At 72.3% G+C, this 18,319-nt stretch carries 11 protein-coding genes and 1 pseudogene; 9 read left to right on the top strand and 3 right to left on the bottom strand.

Translation table 11 applies throughout. The annotated features are described in order from the left end of the window. The 4 genes and pseudogenes from ACWF62_RS01170 to ACWF62_RS01185 form a co-directional block, all read left to right on the top strand. Nucleotides 1-925 (top strand): annotated as a pseudogene (locus tag ACWF62_RS01170) (DNA polymerase Y family protein); the annotation flags it as partial. Nucleotides 926-981: 56 nt separating this feature from the next. After that, on the top strand, nt 982-3,009 hold the full coding sequence (locus ACWF62_RS01175) for a heavy metal translocating P-type ATPase (RefSeq protein ID WP_378569741.1): 2,028 nt from the start codon (nt 982-984) through the stop codon (nt 3,007-3,009). Next, a complete protein-coding gene (locus ACWF62_RS01180; RefSeq protein ID WP_378505953.1) occupies nt 3,006-3,782 on the top strand; it encodes an alpha/beta fold hydrolase in 777 nt (258 codons plus the stop codon). Before ACWF62_RS01175 ends, ACWF62_RS01180 begins: the two co-directional genes overlap by 4 nt. 59 nt (nt 3,783-3,841) lie before the next feature. After that, the gene (locus tag ACWF62_RS01185; RefSeq protein ID WP_378506057.1) at nt 3,842-4,741 is read left to right on the top strand and encodes a sucrase ferredoxin; all 900 of its coding nucleotides are present in this window, start codon (nt 3,842-3,844) and stop codon (nt 4,739-4,741) included. Between the two features lie 19 nt (nt 4,742-4,760). Here the strand turns inward: ACWF62_RS01185 and ACWF62_RS01190 are convergent, their stop codons facing one another. Both ACWF62_RS01190 and ACWF62_RS01195 read right to left on the bottom strand, forming a co-directional pair. Beyond that, complete coding sequence (locus tag ACWF62_RS01190; protein ID WP_452629243.1) at nt 4,761-6,749, bottom strand: SDR family oxidoreductase; 1,989 nt, start codon at nt 6,747-6,749, stop codon at nt 4,761-4,763. A gap of 79 nt (nt 6,750-6,828) precedes the next feature. Further along, on the bottom strand, nt 6,829-8,940 hold the full coding sequence (locus tag ACWF62_RS01195; protein ID WP_378569742.1) for an MMPL family transporter: 2,112 nt from the start codon (nt 8,938-8,940) through the stop codon (nt 6,829-6,831). A 141-nt stretch (nt 8,941-9,081) separates the two neighbouring features. On the opposite strand from ACWF62_RS01195, the gene ACWF62_RS01200 reads away from it, so the two are divergent. The 4 genes from ACWF62_RS01200 (at nt 9,082) to ACWF62_RS01215 (ending at nt 17,464) form a co-directional block, all read left to right on the top strand. Then, a complete protein-coding gene (locus ACWF62_RS01200; protein ID WP_452629278.1) occupies nt 9,082-10,086 on the top strand; it encodes a zinc-binding alcohol dehydrogenase family protein in 1,005 nt (334 codons plus the stop codon). A 108-nt stretch (nt 10,087-10,194) separates the two neighbouring features. Continuing rightward, nucleotides 10,195-13,503 carry an error-prone DNA polymerase gene (locus tag ACWF62_RS01205; protein ID WP_452629244.1) on the top strand — a complete coding sequence of 1,103 codons (3,309 nt, stop codon included), beginning with the start codon at nt 10,195-10,197 and terminating at the stop codon, nt 13,501-13,503. Nucleotides 13,504-13,602: 99 nt separating this feature from the next. After that, nucleotides 13,603-15,240 carry an FAD-dependent oxidoreductase gene (locus ACWF62_RS01210; protein WP_452629245.1) on the top strand — a complete coding sequence of 546 codons (1,638 nt, stop codon included), beginning with the start codon at nt 13,603-13,605 and terminating at the stop codon, nt 15,238-15,240. A gap of 85 nt (nt 15,241-15,325) precedes the next feature. Beyond that, nucleotides 15,326-17,464 carry an MMPL family transporter gene (locus ACWF62_RS01215; protein WP_452629246.1) on the top strand — a complete coding sequence of 713 codons (2,139 nt, stop codon included), beginning with the start codon at nt 15,326-15,328 and terminating at the stop codon, nt 17,462-17,464. 2 nt (nt 17,465-17,466) lie between these two features. Here ACWF62_RS01215 and ACWF62_RS01220 read toward each other — a convergent pair whose 3' ends face one another. Next, nucleotides 17,467-17,898, bottom strand: coding sequence for a hypothetical protein (locus tag ACWF62_RS01220; RefSeq protein ID WP_378505959.1), 432 nt, complete (start codon nt 17,896-17,898; stop codon nt 17,467-17,469). Between the two features lie 151 nt (nt 17,899-18,049). On the opposite strand from ACWF62_RS01220, the gene ACWF62_RS01225 reads away from it, so the two are divergent. Beyond that, nucleotides 18,050-18,319, top strand: a complete 270-nt coding sequence (locus ACWF62_RS01225) for a metal-sensitive transcriptional regulator (protein ID WP_378505960.1) — start codon at nt 18,050-18,052, stop codon at nt 18,317-18,319.

An 18,319-nucleotide genomic window follows, 5' to 3' on the forward strand; every position in this document is an offset into this window, starting at 1 on the left:
CGCGCACCGCGGCGCCCGCGCCGAACCGGAGCGTCCGCCGTCGGCGCGGCCGTTGCCGCCGGATCTGGAGGTGGAGATGCGGTGCGATCCGCCGGTCGACCGGGTGGACGCGGCGGCCTTCGCGGGTCGCGCATTGGCGCAGCGCCTGCACGGGCGGTTGGCGGCGGCGTCGGTGTCCTGCACGCGCCTGGCGGTTCATGCGAGCACCGTTCGGGGAGAACATTTTTCGCGAACATGGCGGTGCGCGGAACCGCTGACGCCGGACGGAACGGCGGACCGGGTGCGCTGGCAACTGGACGGCTGGCTGACCGGACGCAGCGGATCCCGGCCCACCGCGGGCATCGACCTGTTGCGGCTGGAGCCGGTGGAGGTGGTGCCCACCGGGGCGCTGCAACTCGGATTGTGGGGCGGGGTCGGTGCGGAGGACGACCGCGCTCGCCGCGCGTTGACACGGGTGCAGGGGCTGCTCGGCGGGGACGCGGTACGCATCGGGGTGCTCAGCGGCGGACGCGGCCCCGCGGAACGGGTCACGGTGGTGTCCCTCGGGGACGAGATGGTGCCGGACGCCGATCCGGCCGCGCCCTGGCCGGGGCGGCTGCCCGAACCGGCACCCACCGCGGTGCTGCCGATCCCCCCGCGGGTGGTGCTCGAGAGCGTCGACGGGGTCCCGGTGACGGTGACCGAGCGCGGTGAGTTCGGTGCCAACCCCGCCAGGCTGCGCTGGGGGGACCACAGTTGGGCCCTGCTCGGCCACGCGGGTCCCTGGTCGGTGGACGAGCGGTGGTGGGACCGGTCGACGGCGCGTCGGGTGGCGCGGGCGCAGGTACTGCTCGGGCAGGGGGCCGGGAGCGGGGCGGGCGCGCCGCGAGCGCTGCTGGTGCTGTACGACGGGACCGGGTGGTGCGTGGAGGGGGTGTACGAGTGAGCGGAACCGGGCTCGGTGCTGTTGCGGCATACCCGCAGGGGGTTCATCCTCGTGGCATGGACTCCGAGCACGCCGGACATGCGGGGCACGGCGACCACGCCGATCACGCAGCCCGGTTCGGTCGGCTGTTCTGGATCATGCTCGTGCTCGCGGTCCCGGTCGTCCTTGCCAACGCGATGTTCGCGGACCTCGTCGGGTACACGCTGCCGCACGACGGGCCGGTCACCTGGATCTCCCCGCTGCTCGGCACGGTGATGTACCTGTGGGGCGGCCGCCCCTTCCTCGCCGGTGCCGTCGACGAGATCAGGGCCCACCAACCCGGCATGATGCTGCTGATCGCGCTGGCCATCACCGTCGCCTTCGTCGCGTCCTGGGGTGCGACCCTCGGACTGCTCGCCCACGATCTCGACTTCTGGTGGGAGCTGGCGCTTCTCATCGTGATCATGCTGCTCGGCCATTGGATCGAGATGCGTTCGCTCGGGCAGGCGTCGAGTGCACTTGACTCGTTGGCGGCACTGCTGCCCGACGAGGCCGAACGACTCGGAGCCGACGGCAGCACCGACACCGTGCCCCTGACGGCGCTGCGCGCGGACGACCTGGTGATCGTCCGGCCCGGTGGGCGGGTGCCCGCGGACGGGACCGTCGTCGACGGCGCGGCCGACGTCGACGAGTCGATGATCACCGGCGAGTCCGTCACCGTCCGCCGCGCCGTCGGGGACCGGGTCGTCGCAGGCACCGTCACCACCGATTCGGCGCTGCGGGTGCGGGTCACGGCGATCGGGGAGGACACCGCGCTCGCCGGGATCCGGCGCCTGGTCGCCGAGGCGCAGACCTCGACCTCCCGCGCCCAGGTCCTCGCGGACCGGGCCGCAGGCTGGTTGTTCTGGTTCGCGCTGGGGGCCGCGCTGCTCACCGCCGCGACCTGGCTGCTGCTCGGTCAGCCGGAGTCCGCCGTCACCCGCACCATCACCGTCCTGGTCATCGCGTGCCCGCACGCGCTCGGACTCGCGATCCCGCTGGTGGTGTCCATCGCCACCGAACGCGCGGCGCGGGGCGGGGTGCTGATCACCGACCGCCGCGCACTCGAGGCCATGCGGACCGTGGATGCGGTGCTGTTCGACAAGACCGGAACCCTCACCCGGGGCGAACCCGCGGTCGTCGAGGTGGTGCCCGCGCCAGGCAGCACCCCGGACGAGGTGGTCGCGGCGGCCGCCGCGGTCGAGCGGGACAGCGAACACCCGCTGGGGCGCGCCATCGTCGCCGCGGCCGACGAGCGGGGACTGCCCGCGGCGGCGGCGTCGGACTTCCGGGCGCGCAACGGGGTCGGGGTCACCGCCGTCGTCGGCGGCGCGACCGTCAGCGTCGGCGGCCCCGGCATGCTCGCCGCGCATGGGATCGCGGCGCAGCACGTTGCGCCGACGGCCTCGGGCGCGACGGTGCTGCAGGTGATCCGGGGCGACGCCGTGATCGGGGCACTGGCGCTGGCCGACGCGGTCCGCCCGGAGTCGCGGCAGGCGATCGACGCGCTGCACGCCCGCGGGGTGCACGTCGCGATGATCACCGGGGACGCGCAGGCGGTGGCGGATGCCGTCGCGGCGGACCTGGGTATCGACGAGGTGTTCGCGGGCGTGCTCCCCGAGGACAAGGGTGCCAAGGTCACGGCGCTGCAGGAGGCGGGGCACACCGTGGCCATGGTCGGTGACGGCGTCAACGACGCGCCCGCGTTGGCACAGGCCGACGTCGGTCTCGCGATCGGCGCGGGTACCGACGTCGCGATCGCCTCGGCCGGGGTGGTGCTCGCCGGGGACGACCCGCGGTCCGTGCTGTCGGTCATCGAGCTCTCCACCGCCACCTACCGCAAGATGATCCAGAACCTCACCTGGGCGGCCGGATACAACCTGATCGCGGTGCCGCTCGCGGCCGGTGTCCTCGCACCGTGGGGGATCACGATGCCGATGGAGGTGGGGGCGTTGCTGATGTCGGCGTCCACGGTGGTCGTTGCGCTCAACGCCCAGCTGCTGCGGCGTCTCGACCTGCGACCCGGCGTCGCCGCGCGGGGGACTACCCTCTCCCCGGGAACATGAGCACTGCGAAGGACAGGTCCGATTCGATGACGGCGACGGCAACGGCCACCCTCGGCGGTGTCGACATCCACTACCGGGACACCGGCGGCGCCGATCCCGCGCCGGTCCTGCTCGTGCACGGCATGGGCGGCGACGGCCGCACCTGGGACCGCTTCACCCGCACCCTGATCGGCCGCGGCCGTCGCGTGGTCGCCGCGGACCTGCGCGGGCACGGCCGCAGCGCCCACGCCCCCAGCTACCTGTTCCGCGAGTTCGGCGCCGATCTGCTTGCCCTGTGCGACCACCTCGCGCTGGACCGGGTGGACATCGTCGGGCACTCCCTCGGCGGTCACGCGGCGTCCCTCGTCGCGCAGTCCCGGCCCGCTCTGGTGCGGCGGTTGGTGCTCGAGGAGGCGCCGGTGCCGCTGCGACCGGGGGAGCAGATGGGGCCGCTGGCCCGGCACCTGCCGTCACCGGTGGAACTGTGGCACGCCGCGACCAGCATGGTGCGCAGCCCCCGCGCGACGCTGGCGTTCGACCGATCCATGACCGGCGGAATGCTGACCCAGTTCCACGCCCCGCACCCCGACTGGTGGGAGGCGCTGCCGTCGATCACCGCTTCGACCCTGCTCGTCACCGGCGGGCCGAGGGGCATGGTGGACCCCGCGCGGCTCGCCGCCGCGCTCGCCGCCATTCCCGACAGCAGGACCGTGACGATCGAGGTCGGGCACAGCGTGCACCGCGACCGGCACCGCGAGTTCGCGACGACGGTGGGGCGTTTCCTCGGCCGCTGAGGCGGTACCTGCTCGATCACCGCACGGCCGGGCACAATGGCGGGGTGAGCCAGGGCCCGATGACCGACGACACCACCGCGACCGTACTCGGGTCGGGCACCTGCGCCGCGCTGTCCGCGGTCGACGAGCCGCTGCCCGGCACCGCAGCGCAGGTGACGGCGTGGCTGTGCCTCGAGCATCCGGGTCCATGGGGTCGGGACGTGTTCTCCGGGGAGGCGTTCGGCCCGGAGTTGTCCGCGCGGCTGCAGGAACGGACCGAGCGGGCCGGGGTCCGGCTGATGTTGATCCGGAGGCCGGGTCGCACCGTCCACCGCGGCAGGCGCACGGTGCTGTTCGCCCGGTCCGCACCGGACGGCAGCTGGTGCGCACGGGTCGAGGTGGACGGTCCAGCAGACCTCCTCGACCTCGACCTGGCCGCCACCCCAGCCCCGCCCGGGTGGGGGACCGCGGTCACCGACCCCGTCGCGCTGGTGTGCGCGCACGGGAAACGCGACCAGTGCTGCGCGGTATTGGGTCGACCCGTCGCGGCGGAACTGGTCGCCGGGTTCGGTGACGCGGTGTGGGAGTGCTCGCACACCGGCGGGCACCGGTTCGCGCCGTCGATGATCGTGCTGCCCACCGGCTACACCTACGGCAGGCTCGGCCCGGCGGGGTCCGTCGCCGCGGTGACCGCCGCGGCCCGCGGCGAGGTCTCCCTGCCGGGGTTGCGGGGTCGCAGCTGCTGGACGCAGGCGGGGCAGGTCGCGGAGATCGCGGTCCGGCAGCGGGTGCCCGCAGGCGCCGCGGACCTGACGGTGGACGAGTCCGGCGCGGCACCGGTGGTGCGGCATCGCGACGGCCGATCCTGGGAGGTGACGGTCGACGGCGTCGACCTGCCGCCGCGCCCGGCGAGCTGCGGCGCCGCGGCCAAGCCGGTGCGTGCGCTCGTCGCCGGGGCAGTGCACGACCTCCCGCGCTGAGCGCCGCGACCGGACCGGGTCACCAGTGGGTGCCGGGAACTAGCCGGGCCAGCCTGCGGCAGGCGCGGGCCGCCGCCGACCGTCGGTGCCGCTCCGCGGCGCGGACCGGGGACCGCGTGTCCGGCGCCGCCGGCGCCTGCCCCCGTGCGGCGGGGGAATCGGGGTACGCCAGGTACAGCCGGTGCAGGATCCGATCCTTCGTGGCGGGCGCGAACAGGTTGCCGAACTCGCCGAGGGTGCCGAGGGGAACGTCGATGCGCTTGGGTCGTTCGACCAGCGCGCGCACGACCATCGCGGCGGCGTGCCCCGGGCTGAGCACCCGTCCGACGTTCGCCCTGCCGGACGGAGCGATCATCGGCGTGTGCACCAACGGCATGTGGATGGTGGTGAACGTGATTCCGTCCGACAGGGTTTCGGCGGCAACGGTGTCGGTAAACCCGTCCAGTGCCGACTTGCTCGCAACGTACGCCGAGAAGCGAGGCGTGCGACCCTGCACGCCGGCGGTGCTGATGTTGACGATGTGGCCGAAACGCCGGTCGCGCATCCCGGGGAGCAGCGCGAGGACCAGGCGCACCGCCCCGAAGTAGTTGACGGCCATCGTGCGTTCGTAGTCGTGGACGCGGCCGGTCGAGGCGTACACGCCGCGCCGGATCGAGCGGCCCGCGTTGTTGACCAGCATGTCGACGTGGTCGTGGTCGGCGAGGATGCGGGCGATGGTCGCGGTCACGGCGGCGTCGTCGGTGAGGTCGCACGGATAGCCGTGCGCGTCGCCGCCCGCGTCGCGGATCTCGGTGACCGTCGCGTCGAGATCCGCAGCGCCGCGGGCGATCAGCAGCACCCGTGCGCCCTTCGCCGCGACCGCGGTCGCCGTGGCCCGACCGATTCCCGACGATCCGCCGGTGATCAGCACGTGCCTGCCGACGAGGGGGCCCGCGGGGTCGGGTCTGCGGTGCCTGTCCGGATCGAGATGGCCCCGCCAGTAGCGCCAGAGGGTGTCGGCGTAGGACCCGAACGGGGGGACGGTGATGCCGGTGCCGTGCAGGGCGGCGCGGGTCGCGGTGGAGTCGAAGGTGGTGGGCAGGGCGAGGTGGTCGAGAATGACCGGCGGGATGCCGAGTCGGCGCAGCGCCTCGTTGCGGGCGGCGGTCGCGGCGTGGCCCGGCGGCCGCAGTACCGGTGCGGCAACCAGCGCGGGCAGGTCCGCGACCGGGTGCGGGGCGCCCGCGGCGGCCGCGAGTGCGGCGTAGATCTCCCGGATCGGCTGGGGCCGCGGGTTCACCAGGTGGAAGACCTCGCCGTCGCGGCCCGGTGTCATCATCAACTCCACGACTGCGTGCGCCACGTAGTCGACCGGAACGATGTTGGTGGCACCGAGATTCGGGACCGCGACCGGGAGCCGGGCGGGCAGCGCCGCCAGCGCCGCGATGGTCGGGAACAGGTAGTACGGGCCGTCGACCTTGTCCATCTCGCCGGTGACCGAGTCCCCGACCACCGCCGCGGGCCGGTAGATCCGCCACGCGGCGCCGCGGTCCCGGACCAGCTTCTCGGCCTCGAATTTGGTGCGGTGATACGGGGTGGGGAAGGACTGGCCGAGGTCGAAATCGGCCTCGGTGAACGTGCCCCGGTGGTCACCGGCCACCGCGATCGAGGAGACGTGGTGCAGGGTGGCGCCCAGTCGATCGGCCAGGTCGATCACGGCGCGGGTGCCGTCGACGTTCGTCGCGGCCTGCTCGTCGCCTGCCGTCAGGTCGTAGATCGCGCCGAGGTGCAGGAGATGGTCGGCGGCGGGCGGCGGCGAACCGAGGCCGAGGCCGGGCGCGGTGAGATCACCGACCAGCGGGTGGATCCGGTCGCCGCCCAGCCAGCCCGCGGCCAGGTCGGTGAGCCGGTCGACGGACCCGGCCCGGACCAGGACGTGGATCCGGGCATCGGGCACCCGCGCGAGCAGCAGGGGCAGGATGTGGCGGCCGAGGAAGCCGGTGCCGCCGGTCACGAGGAAGGTCGGCATCGGCGCTCCTTCTGTGCGGGCAGGATGCCGCTAACTTACTCCATAGTCAGATGCGGGGGAAGGTTCGCGAACCCACCGGTCAGTGCCCGATGCCGACCTTCGCGTGGACCTTCCGCATCCACGCCGGTGCCCACCAGTTGGCCTCGCCCATCAGCTTCACCAGCGACGGCACCAGCAGCATCCGCACGACGGTCGCGTCGACGATCAGCGCGATGATCATGCCGACCCCGAGGAACCGCATGATCGACAGGCCCGACAGGGTGAAGGCGCCGGTGACGATGATCAGCAGGGCCGCCGCCGCGGTCACGATCCGGCCGGTGCGGGCGGTGCCGACCCGGACCGCTTCCTCGGTGCTCGCCCCGTTCGCGCGGGCCTCGACCATCCGCGACATCAGGAACACCTCGTAGTCGGTGGACAGCCCGAACACCACCGCGAGGATCAGCACCACGAACGTCGGTTCGAGGGGGTTCGGGGTCACCCCGAGCAGGCCCGCCCCGTACCCCAATTGGAAGATCCAGGTCAGCAGGCCGAACGTTGCGGCAAGGCTCAGGCCCGCCATCGCGACTGCCTTCAACGGCAGCACCACCGAGCCGAACGCAAGGAACAGCAGCACCAGCGTCGAGACCACCATGATCGCGATCATCAGCGGCAGGTGGGCGACGATCGAGGAGTTGGTGTCCTCGGTCAGCGCGGCGCCGCCACCGACCATCACGTCGGTGCCGGGCGGCGGTGTGATCGCCCGCAGGTCCCGCACCGCGTCGGCCGGGTCGACGTCGTTGCTGAAGGTGGCATTCAGCACCGACACGTCGCCGGTGGTCGCGGCGAGCTTCACCTGCGCGATGCCGTCGACGTCGCGGACCGCACGGCCGAACTCGGCAAGCTGGGGGGTGGTCGGCGGTGCGCCGTCCTCGCCGCGCAGCAGCACGCTCGCGCCGTCGCCCATGGAGGTGAACTCGGTGGCGAGGGTCTCGGTGGCGACGCGCGCCGGGTCCCCGGTCGGGAGCACCGTGTAGGTGACCTCACCGAGCGCGACCCGCAGCAGCGGGGACGCGAGCACCAGCAGGCCCGCGACGATGGTGACGGAGAAGAAGACCGGCCTGCGCATCACCCCGGTCACCACCCGCGACCAGAACCGCGCCGCCCGTTCCTCGCCGCGTTCGACGGCGCCGCGCCGCCACGCCAGCGCGTTGACGCGGCGGCCGAGGATCGCGAGCAGCGCGGGCACCGCGGTCAGCGACAGCAGCGCCGCGCTGGTCACTGCCGCGATCGCCCCGAAGCCGAGGGACCGGATCACCGGCTGCGGGAACACCAGCATCCCGGCGAACGCGCACGCGAGCAGGAGGCCGGAGAACAGCACCGTGCGGCCCGCGGTGAGGACGGTGCGTCGCACGGCGGCGGCGGGGTCGCTGCCCGCCGCGAGTTCCTCGCGGAAGCGGCTGACGATGAACAGGCCGTAGTCGATGGCCAGTCCGAGGCCGAGGAGGGACGCGACGTTCAACGCGAACGAGGAGACCTCGGTGATCTCGGTGAGCAGTCGCAGCGTGCCGAGCGCACTGAACACCGTGAGGATGCCGACGAACACCGGGATCGCGGCGGCGGTGACGGTGCCGAAGATCAGCACCAGCAGCAGCAGGGTGATCGGAAGGGCGATCGCCTCCGCCTTCACCAGGTCCTGCTGCAGGTGCTGGTTGAAGGCGTGCGCCACGAGGGTGCCGCCCGCGAACTGGGCGTCGATGCCGGGCGGGCTCAGCGACGCGGCCATCGCGTCCAGGTCGTTCAGCGTCGGGCCAGCGTCCCAGTCGACGAACACCGTCGCGAGGGCCTTCGTGCCGTCCTCGGACAGCAGTTGTCGCGCGGTCGCGGAATCCACCGACCAGTACGAGGTGACCGATCGCGTCGGCCAGGTCTGCTGGAAGTCGGCGAGGGTGCGCTGCACCTCGGGACCGATGTCCGCGGCCGTCCGACCGTCGGGAATCGTGTAGATCGCGACGATGTCGGGGGACTGCGGGCCGAGTTCCCTGCTGATCAGCGTGCCGACCTGTGCTGCTTCGCTGTTCGGGTCGAAATAGCCCTCCTGGCTCATCTTCCCGAATACCCCGAGGCCCCAGACGCCCGCGGCGAGCACCGCGAGCACCGCGAGTGCCAGCACCCACCATTTCCTCGCAACGACGAATGCGGCCCAGCGTGTCATGAAGTGGTGTCCTCGGGGGGTCGTGTGGTCGGCGGCGCCACGACTTTACAGACGTGACCGGCTGCCGGGGGCGCCGCCGAATGTGGTCTGGCGCACTGCCCGGGATCGGGGGACAGTGGACGGGTGGACCTCCCCGGCACGATGACCGGTTGGCGGGTGCGCGAGCCCGGACCGATGCGCGGCAGGCCGCTCGCGCGATTGACGATGCCGGTGCCGGATCCGGGACCCGACGAGTTGCTCCTCCGGGTGCGGGTGTGCGGGGTGTGCCGGACCGACCTGCATGTCGTGGAGGGGGACCTGGCGGTGCATGGGCCCTCCGTGGTCCCCGGTCACGAGGTGGTCGGGGAGATCGTGGCGTGGGGTGATCGGGTCGGTGCTCGTTACGGCCTTGGCGATCGGGTCGGGATCGGGTGGCTGCGCGGCACCTGCGGTGGGTGCCGGTATTGCCTGCGGGGCGACGAGAACCTGTGCCCCGACTCGCGGTACACCGGATGGGACGTCGACGGCGGGTACGCCCAGTACGCCGTCGTGCCCGCGGCCTTCGCGCACCGGTTGCCGGACGGCTACCTCGACGAGGAGGTGGCCCCGCTGCTGTGTGCGGGGATCATCGGCTACCGGGCGCTGCGGTGCGCTGCCGTCCCGGACGGCGGACGGCTGGGGATCTACGGGTTCGGCGGCAGCGCCCACCTGGCCGCGCAGGTCGCGTTGGCTCGCGGCGTCGAGGTGCACGTGATGACGCGCGGTGATCGGGCCAAGCGGCTGGCGCTCGACCTTGGGGTGGCGTCCGTGCAGGGAGCGGCGGATCCGCCGCCGGTGCCGCTGGATTCGGCGATCCTGTTCGCGCCGGTGGGTGCCCTGGTGCCCGCCGCGCTGGCCGCACTCGATAGGGGCGGCACCCTCGCAGTCGCGGGCATCCATCTGACTGACGTGCCGCGGCTGAACTATCGAAGCCACCTATTCCAGGAGCGGACGCTGCGGTCGGTCACCGCGAACACCCGCGACGACGCCCGCGAGTTCCTCGACTTCGCGGCCGGTCATCGGCTGCGGGTCACCGCCAACGCCTACGCCCTCGACGAGGCCGACCGCGCGCTCACCGATCTGAAGGAGGGGCGCGTCGTCGGCGCCGCGGTGCTGATTACCGGTTGACCCATCCCGCCGCCCCGTGCAAAATAGAACGCATGTTCGAAGCGCTTCCCCGCTTCGGGTTCGCCGACGGTTGTCCCGTCGGCGGAAACCGAACGGGAGGAGTGCACGGTGGGATGGCACAACGGTCCGCCGACCTGGTCGGAGCTGGAGCGGGTGCTCTCGGGGCGGCCGGGGCGCACCCCGCCCGAGGCCATGCACCCCGGCGACGGCAGCGACAGCCCGGCGTGGTCACGCAAGCGCGGCGCCTATCGGGCAGGCGGGATCGCCCCCGGGCCGGGGCCGGTCGTGCCCTACGCCGAACTGCACGCGCACTCCGCGTTCAGCTTCCTCGACGGCGCGGCGCAGCCGGAGGAGATGGTGGAGGAGGCGGTCCGGCTCGGCCTCGAGTCGATCGCGCTGACCGACCACGACGGCCTCTACGGCGTGGTCCGGTTCGCCGAGGCGGCCAAGGAGTTGCGGATGCGGACCGTCTTCGGCGCCGAACTGTCCCTCCCCGCGCAGGGTGCCGGGTCCGCGCCGCCGCGCACCGGGGTGCCGGACCCGGGCGGGAACCATCTGCTGGTGCTGGCCAGGGGGCGAGAGGGGTACCGGCGGCTGTCCCGGCAGATCGCCGCCGCGCACCTGGCCGGGGGGACTAAGGGGAAGCCGACCTACGACCTGGACGAGCTCACCGAGGCCGCCGGTGGGCACTGGCAGATCCTCACCGGGTGCCGCAAGGGGCACGTGCGTGCGGCGCTCGCATCCGGGGGAGTGTCCGCTGCCGAGGCCGAAGTGCGGGGCCTGGTCGAGAGATTCGGCGCGGACCGGGTGGCCGTCGAGTTGACCGTTCACGGGGTTGCCGAGGACGGGGAGCGCAACGCCGCGCTCGCGGATCTGGCCCGCCGCTGCGGGCTTCCCGTGGTCGCGACCACCGCCGCGCACTTCGCCGGACCCGACCGGGGGCGGCTCGCGATGGCGATGGCGGCGGTCCGCGCCAGGCAGTCCCTCGACGAGGCCGCCGGATGGCTCGCCCCCACCGGCGGCGCGCACCTGCGCTCCGGGGCCGAGATGGCCCGCCTGTTCGCCGACCACCCGTCTGCGGTCCCGACCGCGGCCGACCTCGGGCGGGAGTGCGCATTCGACCTCGCGCTCATCGCGCCGAAGCTGCCGCCGTTCGACGTGCCCGACGGGCACACCGAGGACACCTGGCTTCGGGAACTGGCGCTGTCCGGTGCCCGGCGCCGCTACGGCGCACCGGCCGACCGCCCCGATGCCTACCGGCAGATCGACCACGAACTGGGAATCGTTGCGCAACTGGGGTTCCCGGGCTACTTCCTGGTGGTGCACGACATCGTGTCGTTCTGCAAGCGCAGCGACATCCTCTGCCAGGGCCGGGGCTCGGCGGCCAATTCGGCGGTCTGCTACGCCATCGGCATCACCAACGTGGACCCGGTCGGCAACAAGCTGCTCTTCGAGCGGTTCCTGTCCCCGGAGCGGGACGGCCCGCCGGACATCGACGTGGACATCGAGTCGGACCGGCGGGAGGAGGCCATCCAGTACGTCTACCACCGGTACGGCCGCGAGTACGCCGCGCAGGTCGCCAACGTCATCACCTATCGCGGGAAGATGGCGGTCCGGGACATGGCCCGAGCCCTCGGCTACTCGCCGGGGCAGCAGGACGCGTGGAGCAAGCAGGTCAGCCGGTGGAGCGGCGTGAAGGACGAGGCAGGAACAGATATTCCGCCCGCCGTCCTCGACCTGGCCGGTCAGATCGAGGGCTTCCCCCGGCATCTCGGCATCCACTCCGGCGGCATGGTGATCTGCGACCGGCCGATCGCGGACGTCTGCCCGGTCGAGTGGGCGCGGATGGAGAACCGCAGCGTCCTGCAGTGGGACAAGGACGACTGCGCTGCGGTGGGGCTGGTCAAGTTCGACCTGCTCGGCCTCGGCATGCTGTCCGCGCTGCACTACATGATCGACCTGGTCGCCGAGCACAAGAACGTCGAGGTGGACCTCGCGCGCCTGGACCTGTCCGAGGCCGCCGTCTACGAGATGCTGTGCCGCGCCGACTCGGTCGGCGTGTTCCAGGTGGAGTCCCGGGCCCAGATGGCGACGCTGCCGCGGCTGAAGCCCCGCACGTTCTACGACCTGGTGGTGGAGGTGGCGCTGATCCGGCCGGGCCCGATTCAGGGCGGCTCGGTGCACCCCTACATCCGGCGCCGCAACGGCCGCGAACCCGTCACCTACGACCACCCCAGCCTGGAGCGCTCGCTGAGCCGGACCCTGGGGGTGCCGCTGTTTCAGGAACAGTTGATGCAGATGGCCGTCGACGTGGCCGGGTTCACCGCGGCGGAGGCCGACCGGCTGCGGCGGGCGATGGGATCGAAACGGTCCCCGCAGAAGATGGAACGGCTCCGCGGCAGGCTGTACGAGGGCATGCGCGAGCTGCACGGCATCACCGGGGAGGTCGCCGACCGGATATACGAGAAGCTGTACGCCTTCGCGAATTTCGGTTTCCCCGAGAGTCATTCGCAGTCGTTCGCGGCGCTGGTGTTCTATTCGGCGTGGTTCAAGCTGCACCACCCCGCGGCCTTCTGTGCCGGGCTGCTGCGCGCCCAGCCGATGGGGTTCTATTCGCCGCAGTCCCTGGTCGCCGACGCCCGCAGGCACGGGGTGGTGGTGCACGGCCCGGACGTCAACGCCTCCGGAGCCAACGCCGGCCTGGAGGGCGGGGGTGCCGAGGTCCGGCTCGGGCTGGGGGCGGTGCGGCACATCGGTACCGCGCTGGCGGAGCGGATCGTCACGGCGCGACAGGAGGGCGGGCCGTACGCGTCCCTGCTCGACCTCACCGGACGGGTGGAACTGACTACCGCGCAGGCGGAGTCGCTGGCCACGGCGGGTGCCCTTGCCGGTGTCGCCGGGACCCGCAGGCAGGCGCTGTGGGCGGCGGGGGCGGCGGCGGGCGAACGACCCGACCGGCTGCCCGGCACCGGCGCCTCGGTGCTTGCGCCGACGCTGCCCGGAATGAGCGACGTGGAGCTGGCCGCCGCCGACGTGTGGGCGACCGGAATCTCCCCAGACTCCTACCCGACCCAGTTCCTGCGGCCGCAGCTCGATGCGCTCGGCGTGGTCCCGGCGGCGCGGCTGCTGTCGGTGCCGGACGGGGACCGGGTGCTCGTCGGCGGCGCGGTCACGCACCGGCAGCGGCCAGCCACCGCGGCGGGGGTGACCTTCATCAACCTCGAGGACGAGACCGGGATGGTCAACGTGGTCTGCTCGGTGGGGTTGTGGGCGCGGTACCGCACCCTCGCGCACACCGCGCCTGCGCTGCTGGTGCGCGGGCGGGTGCAGAACGCGGAGGGCGCGGTGACGGTGGTCGCGGACCGGTTGCAGCGGATGGACCTGCGGATGACGGGGAAATCCCGGGACTTCCGGTGACCCGCGCCACCTCGACGCCGGGCGGGGAACACACCTCGACCCGTCGCCGTTCAGATACCCCAGGGGGTATGGTGTGGTGAACGAGCGAAGGGAGTCGACGTGAAGGTCGTCATCGTGGGTGGGGTCGCCGGTGGAATGTCCGCCGCGACCCGGTTGCGCCGACTGAACGAGGACGCGCGGATCGTGGTGTTCGAGCGGGGCGCGCACGTCTCGTTCGCGAACTGCGGCCTGCCGTACTACGCGGGCGGGGTGATTGAGGAGCGTGACGCCCTGCTGCTGCAGACGCCCGAGTCGCTCGCCGCCCGCTTCGACCTCGACGTGCGCGTGCACACCGAGGTGACCGCCGTCGACCCCACCGCGCGGACCGTCACCGTCCGCGACCTGCGCACCGGCGCCGAGGCCGTCGAGTCGTACGACGAGCTGGTGCTCAGCCCCGGCGCGAGCCCGATCGTCCCCGACCTGCCGGGTGTAGGGCGTGCCCTGGTGCTGCGCGACGTCGACGACGTCGACCGCCTCGTTGCCGCGCTGGATTCCGCCGCGGGCAGCGCGGTGATCGTCGGTGCGGGCTTCATCGGGGTCGAGCTGGCCGAGAATCTGCGCCGCCGCGACCTGGACGTCACGCTCGTCGAGCTCGCCGACCAGGTGCTCGCCCCGCTCGACCCGGAGATGGCGGCGCCCGTCGCGGACGAGTTGCGGGCCAACGGGGTGCGGATCGAACTCGGCACCCAGGTCGTCTCGATCGGCGCCGACGACGTGACCCTGGCCGATGGTCGGGTCCTCCCGGCCGAGGTGGTGGTGATGGCGATCGGCGTCCGTCCCGAATCCGGGCTCGCGGTCGCGGCCGGGATCGCCGTCGGCCCGCGTGGCGGCATCGCGGTCGACGACCGGATGCGCACCTCCGCCGACCGCGTATACGCGGTCGGTGACGCGGTGGAGAAGATCGACGCGGTGTCCGGGCAGACCGGCCTCGTTCCGCTGGCCAACCCGGCGAACCGGCAGGGCAGGCTCGTTGCGGACGTCATCTCCGGGTTGCCGGTGCGTCCGCGTCCCGTCGTCGGGACCGCGATCGTCGGCGTGTTCGCGCTGATGGCCGCGGCCGTCGGCTGGAACGAGAAGCGGCTGCGTGCCGCAGGTCGGCCGTACCGGGCGATCCACACCCACCCGCAGTCGCACGCCGGGTACTACCCGGGTGCCGAGGGCATGTCGCTCAAGCTGCTCGTCGACCCGGATACCGACACGATCCTCGGCGCCCAGGGCGTCGGCGGCGACGGGGTGGACAAGCGCATCGACGTGATCGCGACCGCAATGGTCGGCGGCATCACCGCATCCGAGCTCGCCGATCTCGAGCTGGCGTACGCGCCGCAGTTCGGGTCGGCGAAGGATCCGGTGAACATGCTCGGCTACGTCGCGGACAACCTGCGTGCCGGCACCGCCGCCACGATCCAGTGGCACGAACTCGACGCCGCGCTGGCGGCCGGGGCCACGCTCGTCGACGTGCGCACCCCCGCGGAGTTCGCGACCGGGTCGATCCCCGGGGCGGTGAACATCGAACTCGACGCGCTGCGGTCGCGGGCCGGCGAGCTGCCTGTCGGGGAGATCGTCGTGCACTGCCAGGTCGGCCAGCGCGGGCACACCGCGGCCCGGCTGCTGCGTCAGCTCGGCCGCGACGTCCGCAACCTGGACGGCGGCTACCGCACCTGGCTCGCCGGCCGGTCACGCACCGACATCCTGGTCTGAGTCGCGAGGCAGCCCCGGTTCGCCGGGGCTTTTCTCGGCCCACCCATATACCCCCACCCGTATTCTGTGAAGGGTTCAGAAAGTCATGACCACCACCGACACCCACGCACCACCGGTACCGGGGCACGAACTGATGGCCCGGCTCGGCGCCACCATGGCCGACCGCTTCCGCCTCGTCGTCCTCGCCTGGATCGCCGTCGTCGTCGCGCTCGGCGCCGCCGCGCCGAGCGTGTTCAGTTCGCTCGCCGGCGCTGGCTGGCAGGCCAACGGTTCCGAGTCCGTCCAGGTCCGCGAACTCGCTCAGGAACAATTCGGTGGCACCGGGTCCGACGCCATCCAGGTCGTCGTGCACTCGCCGACCCGCACCGTCGACGACCCCGAGATGGCGGCCGCGATCGCCGGCGTCACCGACGTCCTGAACGCGGACGACCGCATCTCCGAGGTGGTGCCGCCGCGGCCGGGCATGACGATCAGCCCCGACGGGCACACCGCGATCGTGCTCGGCGGCGCAGGCGCCGACCCGAACGCCATGGTCACCGCGGCCGGTGACCTCGCCGACCCCCTCGCCGCGGTCGCGGGAGAGGGGATCGAGATCCACCCGACCGGCGCGTCGGCGTTGTGGAGCGACTTCAACGCCGCCAATCACGACGCGATGATCAAGGCCGAGATGCTGTCCTGGCCGGTCACCCTCGCGATCATGGTGCTGGCGTTCGGCTCGCTCGTCGCCGCCGGTCTACCGCTGCTGCTGACGATGGCCGGGCTGATCGCGTCCGCGGGCGCGCTGGTGTTGCTGAACGAACTCACGCCGATCTCGGTGTGGGCAATGAACTTCGCGATGATGTTCGCCCTCGCGCTCGGTATCGACTACGCGCTGTTCCTGGTCGTCCGGTTCCGGGACGCGCTGCGCGGCGGGGCGAGTGCCCGGCTGGCGGTCGCGCAGACGATGGCGACCGCGGGCAAGGCGGTGCTGCTGTCCGGGCTGACCGTGCTCGTCAGCCTGTCCGCGGTGCTGTTGGTGCCCGCTCCCGCGGTGCGGACGATGGCGGTCGGGATCATGCTGGCGGTGCTGTTCGTGCTCGCCGCGACCCTGACGCTGCTTCCCGCGGTGCTGGGCAGGCTCGGCGGCAAGATCAACGCGGGATCACTGCCCTACGCGAAGCGTCAGGAACACCGGTCGCCGCTGTTCGCCCGCTGGGGTGGGGTGGTGCACCGCAGGCCGTGGCCGCTGGCGCTCGGCGCCCTCGCCGTCCTTGCGCTGCTGTCGATCCCGGTGTTCGGGCTGAAGGTCGCGATGCCGTCGATCCAGGTGGTCCCGGAGGACGCCGCGGTGCGGCAGGGCTACGAGATCGTGCAGGAGCAGATGGGTGCGGGCGTGCCCGGCACGCTGCAGATCGTCGCGGATGCCCGGGACGCCGACGAGGTGGCCCGGGCCGCCGCCGCCACCGACGGCGTGGCAATGGTGAGCCCGGCCGTGTACTCCTCGGGTGACTCCGGTCTGGTGCTGGTGCAGGCGGTGCCGGACGTCGACCCGTCCGATCCGGCGCTCGCGGACACCCTGGACCGGCTGCGCACCGACCTGCCCGCGTCCGCGCTCGTCGGCGGCGTTCCCGCCGAGAACCTCGACCTGCAGCAGACGCTGAACGACTACCTACCGATCGTGATGGCGGTGATCCTGGTGCTCGGCTTCCTGCTGCTGCTGGTCGCGCTGCGCGCCCCGCTGGTGGCGCTGCTGGGCACGGTCGTCAGCCTGCTGTCCACCGGTGCCGCGTTCGGTGTCGCGACGCTGATCTTCCAGGACGGGCACGGCGCCGCGCTGCTCGGCTTCGAGCCGCAGGGCTTCCTCGATGGCTGGGGTCCGGTGTTCTTCTTCGCGATGATCTTTGCGATCGCGATGGACTACACGGTATTTCTGCTCTCCACCGTCAAGGAGCACTACGAGCGCACCGGCGACGCCGCGGCCGCTCAGGTCGAGGGCATGGCGCACTCGGGTCGGGTCATCTTCGCCGCTGCCGCGGTGATGGTCGGCGTGTTCTTCAGCTTCGCGCTGGCGCAGCCGCTGCCGCCGAAGGAGATGGGCATCATCCTCGGTGTCGCGGTGCTGCTGGACGCGGCGGCGATCCGACTGGTGCTACTGCCTGCGCTGCTGCGCATCACCGGCCAGGCGGCGTGGTGGTCACCGGCGTGGCTGCGCAGGCTGCTGCCGGAGATCAGCTTCTCGCACTGACGTCAGTGCTCCGGATCGGGTTCGGTGTACTCGTCCGGCCCCGGTTCGGTGTCCGATCCGGGGTCACGGTCGTCGTCGAGTGCACCGACCGCGATGCCGTATGGGAGGAACCGGACCCGGCGGCGCGGGTCGGTGTTGGACTTGTTGGCGCGCAGCGCGTCGAGTTCGGTCGCGTGGATCTGTTCGACCGTTGCTGCGCCGTCGTCTCCGACGACGAAGATCGCCCACACCCCGTCGCCGGTCTCGCCGGTGGTTCGCCGTCGACGCGGGTAGGTCACCGTGCTGGCGGGGCCGTGGTGGGTTGTCCACTCAAGCCCGGCATCGCCGATGATGTCGCCGATCCGGTCGACGGTCTCACGGATGCCCTCCCCGACCTGCCTCGCCAGGCGGTCGAGGTCGTCGGGATCGAATCCGAAGGGGCCATTGCTGGTCATGGAGGTCTCCTGTGGTCGTGGACGGGGGAGCGTTCGCCTCTGTGCCTCCAGTGTGGGCGTGTCACGGCCGCCCCGCCACGAGATCCGTCAAATACCCCGAGGGGTACCCTGGGGGTATCGGGACGTCGAGAGAAAGTGCAGGTGCCGAAAGATGACCGGAGACGAGGAGAGCATCGCCCAGGTGCTCAACCGATTGCGCCGGGCACAGGGACAGTTGGCGGGCGTGATCTCGATGATCGAGGACGGCCGCGACTGCAAGGACGTGGTCACCCAGCTCGCCGCGGTCTCCCGAGCGCTGGACCGCGCAGGCTTCAAGATCGTCGCGACCGGCCTGCGTGACTGCCTGCAGGGCGCCAGCAGGGAGAACCAGGAACCGATGACCGAGGCGGAGCTCGAGAAGCTCTTCCTCACACTGGCGTGA

The sequence above is a fragment of the Rhodococcus sp. NPDC054953 genome, assembly GCF_053609225.1.